Origin of the sequence: uncultured Candidatus Kuenenia sp. (assembly GCF_900696675.1) — a bacterium.
Lineage (GTDB): Bacteria > Planctomycetota > Brocadiia > Brocadiales > Brocadiaceae > Kuenenia > Kuenenia stuttgartiensis_A.
In genome coordinates, this window is record NZ_CAADGZ010000014.1 from 35,069 (window position 1) to 49,821 (window position 14,753).

General features: G+C 42.8%; 12 protein-coding genes and 1 pseudogene. 3 read left to right on the plus strand and 10 right to left on the minus strand.

Features of this window, described 5'->3' with window-relative positions; all coding sequences use genetic code 11:
• Positions 1-17: 17 nt before the first annotated feature.
• The 3 genes from QZT26_RS04135 to QZT26_RS04145 all read left to right on the plus strand — a co-directional run bounded on the left by QZT26_RS04135 (position 18) and on the right by QZT26_RS04145 (position 4,717).
• Entirely contained in the window at positions 18-740 is a 723-nt protein-coding gene (locus QZT26_RS04135; protein WP_099324626.1) for an ABC transporter ATP-binding protein, read from the plus strand.
• Positions 741-1,671: 931 nt separating this feature from the next.
• Complete coding sequence (gene ftsH / locus QZT26_RS04140; protein WP_099324625.1) at positions 1,672-3,534, plus strand: ATP-dependent zinc metalloprotease FtsH; 1,863 nt, start codon at positions 1,672-1,674, stop codon at positions 3,532-3,534.
• Positions 3,535-3,670: 136 nt separating this feature from the next.
• Positions 3,671-4,717 carry a 2-hydroxyacyl-CoA dehydratase family protein gene (locus QZT26_RS04145; protein ID WP_099327000.1) on the plus strand — a complete coding sequence of 349 codons (1,047 nt, stop codon included), beginning with the start codon at positions 3,671-3,673 and terminating at the stop codon, positions 4,715-4,717.
• Between the two features lie 407 nt (positions 4,718-5,124).
• On the opposite strand, the gene rseP is transcribed toward QZT26_RS04145, so the two are convergent.
• The 10 genes and pseudogenes from rseP to QZT26_RS04195 all read right to left on the minus strand — a co-directional run bounded on the left by rseP (position 5,125) and on the right by QZT26_RS04195 (position 14,225).
• On the minus strand, positions 5,125-6,936 hold the full coding sequence (gene rseP, locus QZT26_RS04150; protein ID WP_295100863.1) for an RIP metalloprotease RseP: 1,812 nt from the start codon (positions 6,934-6,936) through the stop codon (positions 5,125-5,127).
• On the minus strand, positions 6,924-8,066 hold the full coding sequence (locus QZT26_RS04155) for a 1-deoxy-D-xylulose-5-phosphate reductoisomerase (protein ID WP_099324623.1): 1,143 nt from the start codon (positions 8,064-8,066) through the stop codon (positions 6,924-6,926). The genes rseP and QZT26_RS04155 overlap by 13 nt, the downstream gene beginning before the upstream one ends.
• Before the next feature lie 2 nt (positions 8,067-8,068).
• Positions 8,069-9,118: a flavodoxin-dependent (E)-4-hydroxy-3-methylbut-2-enyl-diphosphate synthase gene (gene ispG, locus QZT26_RS04160; RefSeq protein ID WP_164994528.1), complete on the minus strand. Its 1,050-nt coding sequence runs from the start codon at positions 9,116-9,118 to the stop codon at positions 8,069-8,071.
• A gap of 941 nt (positions 9,119-10,059) precedes the next feature.
• Positions 10,060-10,398, minus strand: coding sequence for a HepT-like ribonuclease domain-containing protein (locus QZT26_RS04165; protein WP_164994529.1), 339 nt, complete (start codon positions 10,396-10,398; stop codon positions 10,060-10,062).
• Positions 10,388-10,690, minus strand: a complete 303-nt coding sequence (locus QZT26_RS04170; RefSeq protein WP_099326999.1) for a nucleotidyltransferase domain-containing protein — start codon at positions 10,688-10,690, stop codon at positions 10,388-10,390. The genes QZT26_RS04165 and QZT26_RS04170 overlap by 11 nt, the downstream gene beginning before the upstream one ends.
• Before the next feature lie 226 nt (positions 10,691-10,916).
• Entirely contained in the window at positions 10,917-11,102 is a 186-nt protein-coding gene (locus QZT26_RS04175; RefSeq protein ID WP_099324620.1) for a hypothetical protein, read from the minus strand.
• Positions 11,103-11,113: 11 nt separating this feature from the next.
• Positions 11,114-11,470 carry a shikimate kinase gene (locus QZT26_RS04180; protein WP_157820428.1) on the minus strand — a complete coding sequence of 119 codons (357 nt, stop codon included), beginning with the start codon at positions 11,468-11,470 and terminating at the stop codon, positions 11,114-11,116.
• Between the two features lie 201 nt (positions 11,471-11,671).
• A complete protein-coding gene (locus QZT26_RS04185) occupies positions 11,672-11,899 on the minus strand; it encodes a hypothetical protein (protein WP_099324618.1) in 228 nt (75 codons plus the stop codon).
• A pseudogene (locus tag QZT26_RS04190) lies at positions 11,886-12,158 on the minus strand (BrnT family toxin). Before QZT26_RS04190 ends, QZT26_RS04185 begins: the two are co-directional and overlap by 14 nt.
• Before the next feature lie 327 nt (positions 12,159-12,485).
• Entirely contained in the window at positions 12,486-14,225 is a 1,740-nt protein-coding gene (locus QZT26_RS04195) for an ATP-binding protein (RefSeq protein ID WP_169703894.1), read from the minus strand.
• Positions 14,226-14,753: the final 528 nt, after the last annotated feature.

Below are 14,753 nucleotides of genomic sequence, written 5' to 3' on the forward strand. Positions count from 1 at the left end.
ATGCCAGCTTATGATATATGCAGGATATAATACAATTAGATTCCATTTATAAAATATACGAAATGGGGGAGATTGCCTTTACGGCTTTAAACAATGTTTCTCTCTCCATTAAAAAGGGAGAGTTTGTTTCCATTATGGGGGCTTCTGGTTCTGGAAAATCCACATTAATGAATATACTCGGATGTCTGGACCTCCCTACGAAAGGGAGATACTTTTTTGAAGGGGTAGATGTTTCACGTTTTTCAAAGAATGAACTGGCGGAGATCCGGAACAAAAAACTCGGTTTTGTATTTCAGAGTTTCAACCTTCTTGGAAGAACAACTGTCTTGGAAAATATAGAACTCCCGCTTATTTACGCGAAAAAACTAACGAAAAGCTCCGAACATAAAATCTACGAAACAATCCGGATACTGGGCCTTGAAGGACTCCATAAAAATTATCCCAGCCAGCTTTCCGGCGGCCAGCAGCAACGTGTCGCGATTGCAAGGGCAATTATCAACAGCCCTTCCCTGCTTCTCGCGGATGAGCCTACCGGCAATCTTGATAGCGCTACCAGCAAAGAGGTAATGAACGTCCTTTGCAAACTGAACAGTGAAATGAATCTTACCATTGTACTCGTAACACATGAAGAAGATATCGCAGGATACACACGCAGAATGATAATGCTGAAAGACGGCAAGGTATTGAGAGATTCAGAGACGCACCCTGTCTTGTCCGTTTCGTCCATGACCTCTATGTAACTAAGGGTTTGAGTATGGTGTATAAGCCCTTATAATACATAAAAATTGTAACACTTTAGTATTTTGAAACCGGAAATAATCATTTGTAGTGCGACGAGATTCGTCGCATTGTTTTGGGTAGACCCTATTCCTTGATCTCACAACTTTTTTTGGTGCGACGAATCTCGTCACACTACATGAATTTAGTGGGCTTAGATATTTCAAGTGAGGAAAGACCAGCAACCGTTTATAGCAAAGGGTGTATTCCAGATTTTTTGTAACCAGTCATTTTAGTAGGATGAAAAGAGAATATCGAACCGCAGAACAAGGAATTTCGAATTACGAAGTTTTCTTATCCTTCGATATTCATTTTTTCCGGTGTAGTTTATTGATAGGTCAGCGCCGAGTAGTCCATCCTGCATAAATAATAAGCTTTTTTACAAAAAATCGGGAATGCACCTTACGAAAATATGATACGAAATACGAAACAAATTTCAAAACTCTCCCCCCCTTATCCCCTCCAAAGTGGGAGAATGTCTCCCCGCTGGGGGTGCAGGGAATGGTTGTCACCCTTTGGAGGTGGGAGGATTGAAATATAGCATTTCGTTTTCACCATTAAATATTTTGCCAAAAAATGCAAAGAAATTACTGATAAAGTACTAATTGCTGCTCCTCTCTTGCAAATGCTCCGATTATGTCCGTTCTTCAATGCGGATTCCTTCTGCACTCACAGTGACAGACAATTACCATTTTACAAATATCATAAAGTTTTTTTGAGTGATACAGCGCTTTCTGGTAGAATTAGACACACGGCCGTGCGTCTCTACCAAGTTGTATTCCGCATACATTTCAAACCGGCTGAACGGAGAGACGTAACAAAGATGTCGTCTGACCATAAATTCTTTATCTGTTTATAGCATGTTCTTTTGAATAATCAACCATAGGAGTGTAAATGTTCAAAGACTTAAAAAAAATGAAGTTTAAAAGGCCGAAAAAGTTTTCTATTTGGCACATTATTATGGCTTTTGGGTTTCTCATACTTATCCAAATGTATTTAATGAACCCCGGGGTAAGGAATATCTCGTACAGCGAATTTAAGAAATTATTGCGCGAAGATATGATACTGGAATGTCATATATCCCATGCGGCTATTCAAGGCAAATTAAAGGAATATGAACGCGGCACTAACAAATACGCAATCTTTATTACGGCGCGGATAGATGACCCTGAACTGGTAAGCGAATTAGAAAAAATGGGGGTGAAATACGAAGGACAGTACGAAAGCCCCTGGTTGAAAACATTTTTCTTTTCATGGATAGTCCCCTTATTAATACTGTTTTTGATCTGGCGCTTTGTATTTAAAAGATTCGGGCCTGCCAGCAGCATCATGACTTTCGGCAAGAGCAGGGGACGCCTTTACGTCCAGGAAGACTTAAATGTTACATTTGACGATGTAGCAGGCATAGATGAGGCAAAAGAGGAATTGCAGGAAATTATAGAATTCCTGAAAACCCCTGAAAAATTTCGTGCCATAGGCGGCAAGATACCAAAAGGAGTACTGCTTGTCGGTGCTCCGGGAACAGGAAAGACCCTGTTGGCAAAAGCCGTGGCAGGGGAAGCTGGTGTCCCTTTTTTCAACATGAGCGGCTCTGAATTCGTAGAAATGTTTGTTGGCGTGGGCGCCGCAAGGGTGAGAGATTTGTTTAATCAGGCAGACCAAAAAGCGCCATGCATTATTTTTATTGACGAACTTGACGCCCTTGGCAAGGCCAGGGGGCAAAACCCCATGGGGGGGCATGACGAACGTGAGCAAACATTAAATCAGTTGCTGGTGGAAATGGATGGTTTTGATTCCAATAAAGGCGTAATTATCATGGGGGCTACAAATCGTCCTGAAATATTGGATTCAGCCCTTTTAAGGCCAGGCAGATTCGACCGGCAAGTGGTAGTTGACAGGCCGGATTTGCACGGACGCGAAGCAATACTCAAGGTACATTCCGCAGACGTAAAGATGGAAAAAGAAGTGGACTTACATGCTGTTGCCGCAATGACGCCGGGATTTGTCGGCGCAGACCTTGCAAACCTTATCAATGAAGCCGCATTGCTTGCCGCAAGAAGAAACAAGAAAGCCGCAGGCATGCCTGAATTTGAAGAGGCAATTGATAGGCTTATGGCAGGGTTAGAAAAGAAGAAGCGTCTTATGAACCTGAAAGAGAAGGAAATCGTCGCTTACCATGAATCCGGCCATGCCCTTGTAGCGTGCATGATTCCAAATGCTGACCCTGTCCGGAAAATATCGATGATCCCAAGGGGTATCGGCGCCCTTGGTTATACCTTGCAGAAACCTACGGAAGACCGCTATTTGATGACAAGGTCAGAACTTCTCGACAGAATAGCAATATTGCTGGGAGGCAGATCTGCGGAAAAGATTATTTTTAATGAAATATCAACCGGCGCCCAGAACGACCTGAAAAAAGCGACAGAAATCGCCCGAATGATGATTAAGGAATACGGCATGAGCGAAAAAATGGGACAGGTTGCTTTTGATCAAGGCGACAGGCAATCGCTTTACGGACTCTCCTTTGAAAAAGAATACAGCGAAGAAACGGCGCGGGAAATAGATTTAGAAATCAAAAGAATAATGGACGAATCGTCCCAGCGGGTCGAAACAATACTGCTTGAAAAAAAGATGATTTTGCAGAGAATGGCAAAAAAACTCATCGAAGAAGAGGTAATAGAAGGTGATGACCTGAAAAAATTCTTAGAAGAACTCAATAAACCTACCGGAGAAAAGACTCCAACGGAAAAAGAATAATGATACATCCCTGCTGCCCGCTTTAGAGGCATGCGCCAGTATGATGTACGATTTACGATGTGCGAAGTACGATTTAAAAATCGTGCCTCGTACATCGTAAATCTAAAACGGCAGCATTTTATAAAACATGCATCTTATGTCTAACGACAATTTACTTCCTTATCTTCCCGATCCCGGGAAATTTCCAGCGGACAAAATCATAGGGATTACGTCCACCATCCCCATAGAGATCGTCTTTGCCGCAGGATATGTGCCTATCGATCTTAACAATATATTCATTTGCGATATTGCGCCAAATAAAATGATAGAGGATGCGGAGCTGGCTGGTTTGCCCAGAAACACATGCGCATGGATCAAGGGCATGTATTCCGCTGTGAAAAAATACTCAATCCGAAAGATTATCAGCGTGATTCAGGGTGATTGCAGTAATAATCAGGCGCTTATGGAGGTTTTTTTGTCGGAGGGCATAAAAACCATTCCTTTCGCATATCCCCATAGTAAAGCGGATACATCCTTTCTGCGTGATCAAATGGAGTCGCTTGCCGCAAACCTGGGAGTTTCTTACTGGAGAGCGGAAGAAACAAAGAAGCGTCTGGATTCGGTGAGAAGCATAGTACACGAAATTGACCGGCTTACATGGGTGGAGAATGTTGTCACAGGCGATGAAAACCACCTGTGGACAGTATCGACGAGCGACTTCATGGGAGATTTTGAGACATTTGGGGAACTTGCAGGGAAATTTCTTAAATCGGTATCCGGACGGGAGCCAATCAAACATGCAATAAGGCTCGGAGTTGTCGGAATACCCCCCATTTGTGAAGATTTGTACCACTTTCTTTCCTCCCTTGGCGTACAGGTAGTATTTAACGAAATTCAGCGTCAGTTCAGTATGCCATACCAGTCAGATACCCTTGTGGAACAGTACAGCCGCTATACCTATCCATACGATATTTTTTCGCGTTTAGAGGATATTCAAGATGCGGTGAGGCAAAGAAGAATCCATGGCATCATTCATTATGTGCAAAGTTTTTGCCATAGGCATATTCAGGACAAGATTATTAGGAAAAATATACGACTGCCGATCCTTACCCTCGATTGCGATCGTCCAGGCCCATTGGATGGGTCAATGAAAACCCGTATTGAGGCGTTTATTGAAATGATAAAAAGTTGTAGTATTCTTTAGTTGGTGGTACGAAGTACGATTTACGATTTAAAACCCCAAATCCCAAAGCTAAAATCGTAAGTAACTATTCAGCGTAATATATTGAAAAAAACCGCTCGTTCCCAAGCTCCGGCTTGGGAACGGATTTGTTTGAGAAGCTCCAGCTTCGAATGGAAAAGGGAATGAACCCATGATGTCAGTTTGGAGGCTTTTCAGTATGTTACCCAAGATATTTGGAAACCTCTTTTGAATCGAATAATACACGAAGCTTCGCTTGCCGGCTAAATGGAAGCTAGAGCTTCCAACGCAATTACGTTCCCAAGCCGGAGCTTGGGAACGAGCATTTTTGTTTTTCCAAAAATCTAAACTGTTACAAAAAATCAGGAATGCTCCCGTTACAATCGTAAACCGTACTTCGTACGTATTTCCTACAACGTAAACAGCCGCATAATATCATTGCGTGTGGCGTAAATAACCAGTGAAATAATCATGGCGAAACCAATATACTGGGCAATTGATAGCGTTTTCTGGCTGACCGGAGAACCCTTGATTTTTTCAATTAACAAGAATAATAAATGTCCGCCATCCAGCACTGGCACCGGTAAGATATTTAAAAGCGCAAGCTGAAGGCTTAAAATCCCTAAAAAATATACCAATTTCCCCATGCCTACTTTTGCGGATTCGTATGATGCCTGGGCAATAAGGATGAATCCACCGACGTTTTTGGTTGAAAGTCTTTGGGAAAAGAACCCTCTTAACGTAAGATACAGTCTTTGTACATTGATAACAGCCTTTTTAAAGCCTACTACGCATGACCCAATAAGCCCATATTTTTTAAATTCTGTTTTTTCTCTGAATTTCACGCCAATGCTTCCTGCCGCTGTTTCACCATTTTTTTGCGGTGCTATGGCAGAGGTTAATTTTTCAGTCCCCCGCATCCACCCAATGGTGATGGGTTTTCCCTGTCCCGATACTACCGCCAGAAGGAGTTCGTTCCAGTGATGCAGTTCTTTTTCATTCAGGGAAATAATTTTATCGCCGGGTTGCAATCCTATCTTTTCCGCAGGAAATCCCGGGACAACGGAATCGATTGTCAGTCCGTAAAAGGGAGTAATACTTTTTAAAAATTCTTCTTTTGCGCCAGCATCTTCTAACGGCACAGAAACTAATATAATCTTGTTGTTTCTCTTTACGGTCAGGATGCATGTTTTATCTTCGTACGCCATGAATGTGTTCTTAAAACCGGTAAAGCCAATAATGGGATTGGAATTAACCTCAATTATTTCATCACCCTTCATCAATCCTGCTTTACTGGCAATACTTTTATATTTCACGCCGTCTATAATGGAAGAAGCGCCGGACAAACCAAGCATCCACCGTGATATTTTAGATGGAGTTACTTTTACCTTTATTTCTTCGCCGTTTCGCAACAGAGTAAGGGTTATTTCTTTGCCTGCGCTCTGTGATTCTACTTCACGAAATTCCGATTCAGAGGTTATCCTTTTGCCGTTTACTGCCACGACAAGGTCTTTTACCTGTATTCCGGCGTCCCTTGCAGGCGACTCATTATTTTCAAAGGCAAATATTTTATCAATCTCCAGGCTGGTCGCGGGCATTATTCCGATGCGTTGAAGGCCATGCTCCTGGTCATACATCGGTATTACCTCTGTACGGAAAATATCGTTGCCTCTCTTCACCTTGATGGGTATGCCGGTAGTGGTGTTGCTCAACGCGACGACAGTAAAAATGTCTTCAAAATCAGGGTCATCAATGCCCCCGATTTCTGTAATTTTATCGCCTTTCTGTATCCCTGCCTGCCAGGCGGGCTGGCCTGGGATAACATCTCCTACTTCGGAAGTAATAAAAGGCACCCCTATCTGAAATGCGACAATAAAGGCAACGAATGCCAAAAGAGCGTTTAACGCAACGCCGGCGACCAATACCGATGCACGTTGCCCTATACTTTTGGAGGAAAATTCATAGGAAGCGCCGGTTTTCTCCTCGTCAGGGTTTTCTCCTGCCAGTTTTACGTATCCGCCAAGCGGAAAAAGGGACAACCGATACTCGGTTTCACCCCATTGTTTTTTCAATATGGCAGGGCCAAATCCCAGTGAAAAGGCCAGGACACGGGCGCCAATTTTTTTTGCCATGAGAAAATGGCCCAGCTCATGGATAAAAATAAGCAGTCCGATGCCTGCAATAACGAGAATTACGTTTGTTGAAACATTTAAGTAAGGCATTTTTTAATCTCCTGTCTTGCCCATGCATCTGCCGCCAGAATCTCTTCCAGGCAAGGGTCTTTAATAAAATGGTGATGATTTATAACCTTTTCCACAAAGGAGGCTATTTCGGTGAAACGAATTTTCTTTTCAAGAAAGGCCTGCACGGCGACTTCGTTTGCGGCGTTTAGCGTAGCGCCAATAGTGCCGCCCTCTCTGACCGCAAGATAGCCGAGCTTTAAAGCGGGAAATTTTTCCCTATCCGGCTTTTTAAAGGTAAGATTTTCTATGCGCGGCAAGTCCAGCGGTTCAGCATTAAGACACGCCCTTTCAGGGAACGTTAAGGCGTATTGAATCGGGACCTTCATATCCGGCATGCCCATTTGGGCAATGACTGAGCCATCACAAAATTCCACCATAGAATGAATGATCGATTGCGGATGTACTACCACATCAATTTGGTCAGCCTCCAGATTAAACAGCCACTTTGCCTCAATAATTTCAAGGGCCTTGTTCATTAACGTCGCAGAATCGATGGTGATTTTCTGCCCCATGCGCCATGTCGGATGTTTAAGCGCCTGAGCAGGTGTTACATCTGCAAGTGTATCGGCGGGAAAATCATAAAAAGGGCCTCCCGAAGCGGTAATGATAATACGCCTGATTTCGTTCTGCCTGCCGGACTGGAGGGCTTGAAATATTGCGCTGTGTTCACTATCCACCGGCAGTATCTGATTCTTTTTTGCCAACGGAATGACAATATTCCCTGCCATAACAAGGGCTTCTTTGTTGGCAAGGGCAAGGATTTTCCCCGCTTGTACAGTTGCTATAGCGGCGGATAATCCGATTGCGCCAACTACCGCTGAAACCACAATATCCGCCTCGCTCTTTAAAACAATCTCTTTGAGGCAATTATTTCCGCTGATTACTTCTATCTGCTTGCCCGAAAGGTGTTGTTTCAGTTTTCCGGCTAATTGGAGGTCGCTCAGCGCTATGTGCGATGGATTAAATTCTTCCGCCTGCCGGGCAAGGAATTCCCACTGCGAATGACTGGAAAGCCCGGTTACCCTGAAGGAGTCTTTTAAGTTACGCACAACGTGTAATGCATTTTTTCCGATAGAACCTGTAGAGCCAAGGATAGCAACGTTTTTCATTATTATTTCATAAGGGAAATTTCTTCCAAAAGCTCATCCACCATCCGATCTTCCGGTATTTTCCTTACCTTTTCTCCCTTTTTGAAAAGAAACCCAAATCCCTTGCCTCCGGCAATACCGATATCGACCTCCCTTGCCTCTCCAGGCCCATTTACTATACACCCCATAATGGCTATCTGAAGATGTTTTTTGTCGTTTGGCAGACGGTGTCTTACCTGTTCAACAATTTTAACAAGGTCGATTTCGCACCTGCCGCACGTTGGACAGGAAATAAGATCCGCACGCCGCCGCTTGTAAAGCCCGAGCGCTTCGAGGATGTCAAAGCCTGCCTCTACTTCAAGTTCCGATGCGCCGGTATAGGAAACCCGTAACGTATCGCCAATGCCTTCTGAAAGTAATCCGCCGATACCGATTGCGGATTTAATGGTTGCCAGACTTGGAGGGCCTGCCGCGGTAACGCCCAGATGTAATGGATAATCGCATTGTGTTGCAATTGAACGGTATGCTTCCAGGGTTGAAGGCACGTCAGACGCCTTTAATGACAATACAATATCCCTGAAACCAATCGATTCAAAATGCTCGCAATACTGCAAAACGGTTTTGACCATTAAAGCCGTCAGCTCCTCATGTATCCCTACGTCCCGTATTGAACCGGAATTAACGCCTATACGGATAGGGATACCCTTCTCCTTTGCGGCTTTTATTATTTCTTCCAGTTTTTTCCGGTCTTTCATATTGCCGGGGTTGATCCGTATCTTGTCAACTCCCTGTGAAATGGCTTCAAGGGCAAGATGATGTCCAAAGTGTATATCTGCAACAAGGGGTATGTTTATCTGCCGTTTAATAGCGCCAAGACATTTTGCGGTAACAATTGTGGGAACGGCAACACGTACGATATTGCAACCGGCAGCTTCCAGCGCTTTAATCTGTTTAACTGTCGCGTCAATATCCTCCGTGTGGGTCTTCGTCATTGTTTGCACGGAAATCGGGCTGTTCCCCCCCATCAATACTCCGCCAACATTGACCGTTCGCGTATTGCGTCTTTTAATCATAAATATAGTGAATCTAAGAAAATAAAAATGAACAATGATATGGTCTCAACGTTACAGAAAAAGTTCACGAAATTTTTAGGAATGCAGGATATTTGAAAAACCGGGGACAATGAAGGTACGTGTCAATTTTGTAAGTTTCAGTAAATACGTGACTTAATATAAAACAAAGAAGAAATTATAGTAGGTATATGCCGATTTTGTCAAATATTAAATTATACTTCAAGAGGTCTTTTTTCATAAGAAACATGATAAGAGGGATGCTGAAAAGCCAGGTGACATTGTTGGCACGGGTCGGGCGGAGGGGAATGTTAGTGCCTTATCAGTAATTTTTTCGCATTTTTTGGCAAAATATTTAATGCTCTCTTCTGCAGTCGGCAGAGGAGCATTCCCGATTTTTTGTAACCGTTTGTGTGATTGGGGCAAAACAACGCTGCCAGGGGTTAATACTACTGTACGTTTCATTAAAAACATGGCAGAAGTCACAAAAAACCGGGAATGCACCCGGATCAACACCACAAGTGCATGAAAGCTGCAAGGGATGTGGCAAGCCTGTCCCCCGCTGGCGGGGGATTAAGGGGGTGGAATTGTCTGCGGAGCGTGGGAAAGAGGTTTAAATTTGTTTTCATAATAAAGGGGTAGTTGAATCGAGGGAGAAATCCGGTCCACCCCCTGCACCCCCGCCGGGGGATATAGTTTGAACAGGAGCATTCCCGATTTTTGGTTAACTAATTGTACATTGTAACACAAGCATCCTGCTTGTGGTATTTTACCCTCAAGCTGGAAGCTTGAGTTACTATTCTTCCCCCCCCTGCTAATGACATTTTTACAAAAAATCGGGAATGCTCCCGTCGACAGTCTACTGTCGGCAAATTGCAAATTGCCGATTGAGGACTGAGGACTGAGGACTGTTTTCGTGCTTGTTTGGTTCTGGCGTTGTCAGCTTAGGCATTTACTATTTCACGTACTTCTTTGATCAAAATTGGTAAATGGTTCTTAACAGCCTTCCAAACAATCATTTCATCTACTATGTCATAACCATGTATTAATATGTTTCTGAAACCAATAATACGGTAATGTTCAGAAATTCTTTCGATAAACTCCGCATCAATTTTCCGGATTCTATTAAGGGCTTCCCCAATAATCTCAAAATCTCTCTCAACCGCTCTTTGTGTAACGGGACTGTTTTTATATGCCTTGAAATCCATTTCATGGGTAAATCTCTGTATCTCTTCTGCTGCATGGAGGACGTCGATGAGATTTTTAAGTATTTCATCGTTCATATATGGCAATCCTTGTCTTGTCAACTGATTTCCTGAAAATAGGATTTCTAAATGGTTTGTCTACAACAAGATCTACTTTCCGTTTAAATATTTTTTCCAGTTGTTCTTTTAATTCAAAGTATTTATCAAAAAGATCAATGTTTTCATCCGAATCAAAAAGCACCAAAACGTCTACGTCGCTGCCTGGTGCAAAGTTTTGAGTCAAAACAGAGCCGAAAAGATCCAGTCGTTTTATGGGCAATACCCGACAAATGCTTTCAATTTTAGGTTTTAGTTGTAGAAGATTAATCATAATTATTATCCAATGTTTCTTAACGCCTAAGTTGGTATAGCCAGAACCAAACAAGCGCGAAAACAGTCCTCAGTCCTCAATCTGCAATTTGCCGATTGCCGACGGCAGAAGGGACTGTTAAATATTTTGCCAAAAAATGCGAAAAAATTACCGATAAGGTACTAACGCCTTTCATCCAGTAGGGGCAGTTACGTTGGATTGGTCAGCGAAATCCAACAATGGCTTTTCACCGTACCTTATTGTCGAACATTTCCAAGGCCTCTTTTATCCTGGCGGCTGCTTGCTTAACACTAAGACCCGATATATCAATCTGCAAATGAGCACGTTCGTAACTCTTGCGGAAAAATGTGATGTACTTTTTGATCTCTTTCTGGTACAGGCGTTTCTCTTCAGTGGTTACGTGTTTCTCCATCGGTTTCGAGTCTATGTCGTAGAACCTGATTCTCTCCAGGATATTCTCCGGCGTGTCGTGTAGTACAATGATAAGCCATCGGACTTCTTAACAGCCCGCAGATACCCTCCCATCAGTCCACTCGGTGGCAGGGCGATTACGCTGTTGCGGCTGTCCGGACGATTCAGCAGATGAATCAGTGCCTTTGCAGCCTCATTTCGAAAGGAGTGGACAGTAAGGAATCTTGCCTGTAGTCGCTCGATACTTATCTCAAAGAAGGTCTCGATTTCATCATCTACATCAAAAAACTTTACACACAGAAGATCTGCCAACGCCCTGCCGGTCGTCGTCTTGCCTACACAACCCACGCCTGTTAAAAAAACTCGCACTGGTATTTCCCCCCATTGTGGATTTTCCGTTGTACAAACGTCTGAGATCAAGAAATAAAAAATACGAAATACGAAATACGAAATACGAAACAAATCCGAATTAACAAAGCATAAAATTCAAAACAAATCCAAAACATAGTAACACTTTAGTTTTTTGAAAAATTCCAATAATCGCAGTGTAGGAACGCAGCGGAATAGCGGTCAGGTGGAGCGCTTTGTAAGACCTGTCGATTGACGTGCTATTTTCATCAAACTACGCAGGGATTCATTGACCGAAGCGTCATCGGGAAATACTTCTGCCACATCAGGGCTTAGAAGAATAAGATTGGTCCCTTTTTTGTATTCATCGAAATATTTGCCCCTTATTCCCTTGCCCAAATCTTTCCGTTTGTACTCCTTACGCATTTCTTCAGGTTTAACCCTCTTCATATATTTTCCTTTCGTGTCTTGTTGCACTCCTTACGCTTATTATTCTTATTTTTCCATGCCGTTCCGTATGAACGACAACCAGCAATTGACTCTCTCTGGAATAGCCAAAAGTTAAGAATCTGTGCTCTCATATTGAATTGTCGGGATCGCTAAAAGTAATTGCCAATGGATCACCAAATACTGTTGCTGCCACATGAAAAGTTATGCCATGCTTTTTGAAGTTAGCATCTGATTTGCCGGGGTCCCAATCGAATTCCATGTGCTATTTTATCATTTATTTTTTGGTCTAAAATTTATTTTTCTCTTTGCTCTATTAATGTCGGCATTTTATGGTTTGCCATATTCGTTGTCAAACCAAAATCCATAGCATTGGCGCATCCATTCTTTTTTCCTATTCGAGCAAGCACAACCCTGACAGGGTTCAAAACCCTGTCAGGGTTTGATTCGAAGCCGGCACTTGTGAACGAGAGGAAAGTGGGCTTTCGGGCATTGTCTGGCATGTTATGATACAAACCTTGAAATTTCTAAACGTATATTCAGGGCGCGTTTCTTACCCGACGATATCATTTATGCAGGGATTGCAATATCAATCTCTTAATGAATCATTAATTGAGTGTAGCAGATTATCTAATTCGAATGGCTTGTTGATAACAAAATCCGCTTTTATCTTATTGCCCGGAAAGTCATCCGAAGCGTTCAGGAATCCTGTTATTATGCCGATCTTTGGTTTCTTAGCCATATCAGCTATTACATTCATAATATCCCACCCTGATATATCAGGCATGCCCAGGTCGCACAGCACGAGATCAAATTCATCCTTTTTTAGAAGATCCAACGCCCCGGCGCCATTATCGATAAAAACAACGTTATAGCCTTCTCCCGTAAGGAAGCTGCTCAATACTTTTCCAATAGTTGCTTCATCATCTACGATAAGGATGCCGTTTCTCAGTCCCCTTTTCTCTGGCGTCACTTTGCCAGGTTCATGATCACTCTTTGTAATACCCGGCGACTCCTTCGCTGCGGGAAAGCTTAGGATAAGGGTACTGCCTCTTTCCTTTTGACTTTGCGCCGCTATTTTGCCACCATGCCGTTTGACAGTCCCATAAACAATACTCATTCCCAATCCAGTGCCACGTTCCTTGGTGGTAAAAAAGGGGTCAAAGATTTTTGTCTGCGTTTCTTCGTCCATGCCAATGCCTGTATCTGAAATCTCCAAAACAACGCTTCCGTTTTCTTCCCTTGTAGAAAATGAAAGCGTTCCTCCCCCCGGCATGGCGTCAAAGGCATTCTTGATGATATTAATCAATACTTCCCGCAATTCCAAAGGATTGCCCATTATGCATGAAACGTGTTTAACACCATCCAAATTTATGGTATAGGCGATTCCTTCTCTCTCTGCACACTCCTTCCATCCCGGATGTGTAGAATCAATCGTGCTTTTTATCTCTTCACATAAGTCAATTGCTACAAACCAGTCACGATCTTCCTTTACTTTGGTAAATTTATTCATACGGCGAACAATTTCAGCGCCATCCTTGACAGAGCTGCGTATCAAACGCAACTCTTCCAGTAACTTCTCTCTGCCTTTATTTTCCCGCATCAACATCTGTATCTTTCCGTCTATGATTGCAAGGATATTGTTAAACCCGTGCGCGACGCCTGTTGTCATAATGCCCATTGATTCTAATTTCTTTGACTGCAGGAGTTCTTTTGTACGTACTTTTATTTGATACTCAAGCGTCTCATTTATTTCCTTCAGTTTTATCTGTGCCTCTATACGTGCTGAAATGTCGGTTATGATGATAAGATACTGGTTAATGTTATTTTTGGAATCCGGAATAGCACGGCTTTCAAGCTGCGCATGAAACGGTTGATCTCCTTTAAGCATCCTCAGTTCACAGGTTTCTTTGTTTCCCGTTTCAGACACCCTTTTACGATGCAGGTAAAAGAGATCGGCATCCTCTCTTACGATGTATTTAGACAGGGGTTTGTTTATCAGCGAATGCCGCTCCGCCCCCAACATAAAAGCACCTGCAAAGTTTACCTCATGGATGAAGCCTTTTTCATCAAGGGTAAAATATCCTACAGGGGCAAGGTCGTAAAGGTTTAAATACTTTTGCCTGGATTCTTCAAGCAGGGTTTGGGATTTGCGAAGTTCTTCCGCCTGCATTTCAAGCTCGATCTGATGAATCTGTAATTCATGGGCAAGTTTACGGACTTCCGCTTCCGAAAGGTTCTCGACTGGTATTGTATAGGGGTTGAGCTTTTCTAATGCTTTTCTGCGGAGTTCGGCGTCTGTTTTATTTTCGGGAGGCTTTTTTCCCATTTTTGCCATCCTTTATGAAATGTTGGTACGACAAAAAATAAAATGGTTATAAACCGGCAGAGTATTAACCCTGACAGGGTTAATACCTTCATTTTCAACGGTAGAGACAAGTTTGAAATCCTGTCTCTATGTTACTATTACCCCCCCTAATAATTGCTTTTTGCAATAAAGCGGGAATGCTCCCGTTGCTGTTCGTTCCTCATTTGAATATCTAAGCCAACTAAATTCATGTAGTGCGACGAGGTTCGTCGCACTACAAATGATAATTTACAGTATCAAAAGACTAAAGTGTTACTATAGTAACACTTTAGTCTTTTGAAAAATTCCCGGGATAGAAAAAATACCATGTAGCCCTGTTAGGGGCGGTCTGTTTGTAGCGCAATAAAATTCAATAAGGTAAATAGTGTCTGAACGAAAACGCTGTAAGCCTTGAAATACGTGGTAAAGGAGGTTGAAAGTATCTGCATGAAGGGTTGAAAGTATAGTGAGTAGATGTTAAACTTAGGGCGTAGAATAAGGGAAGCGAGG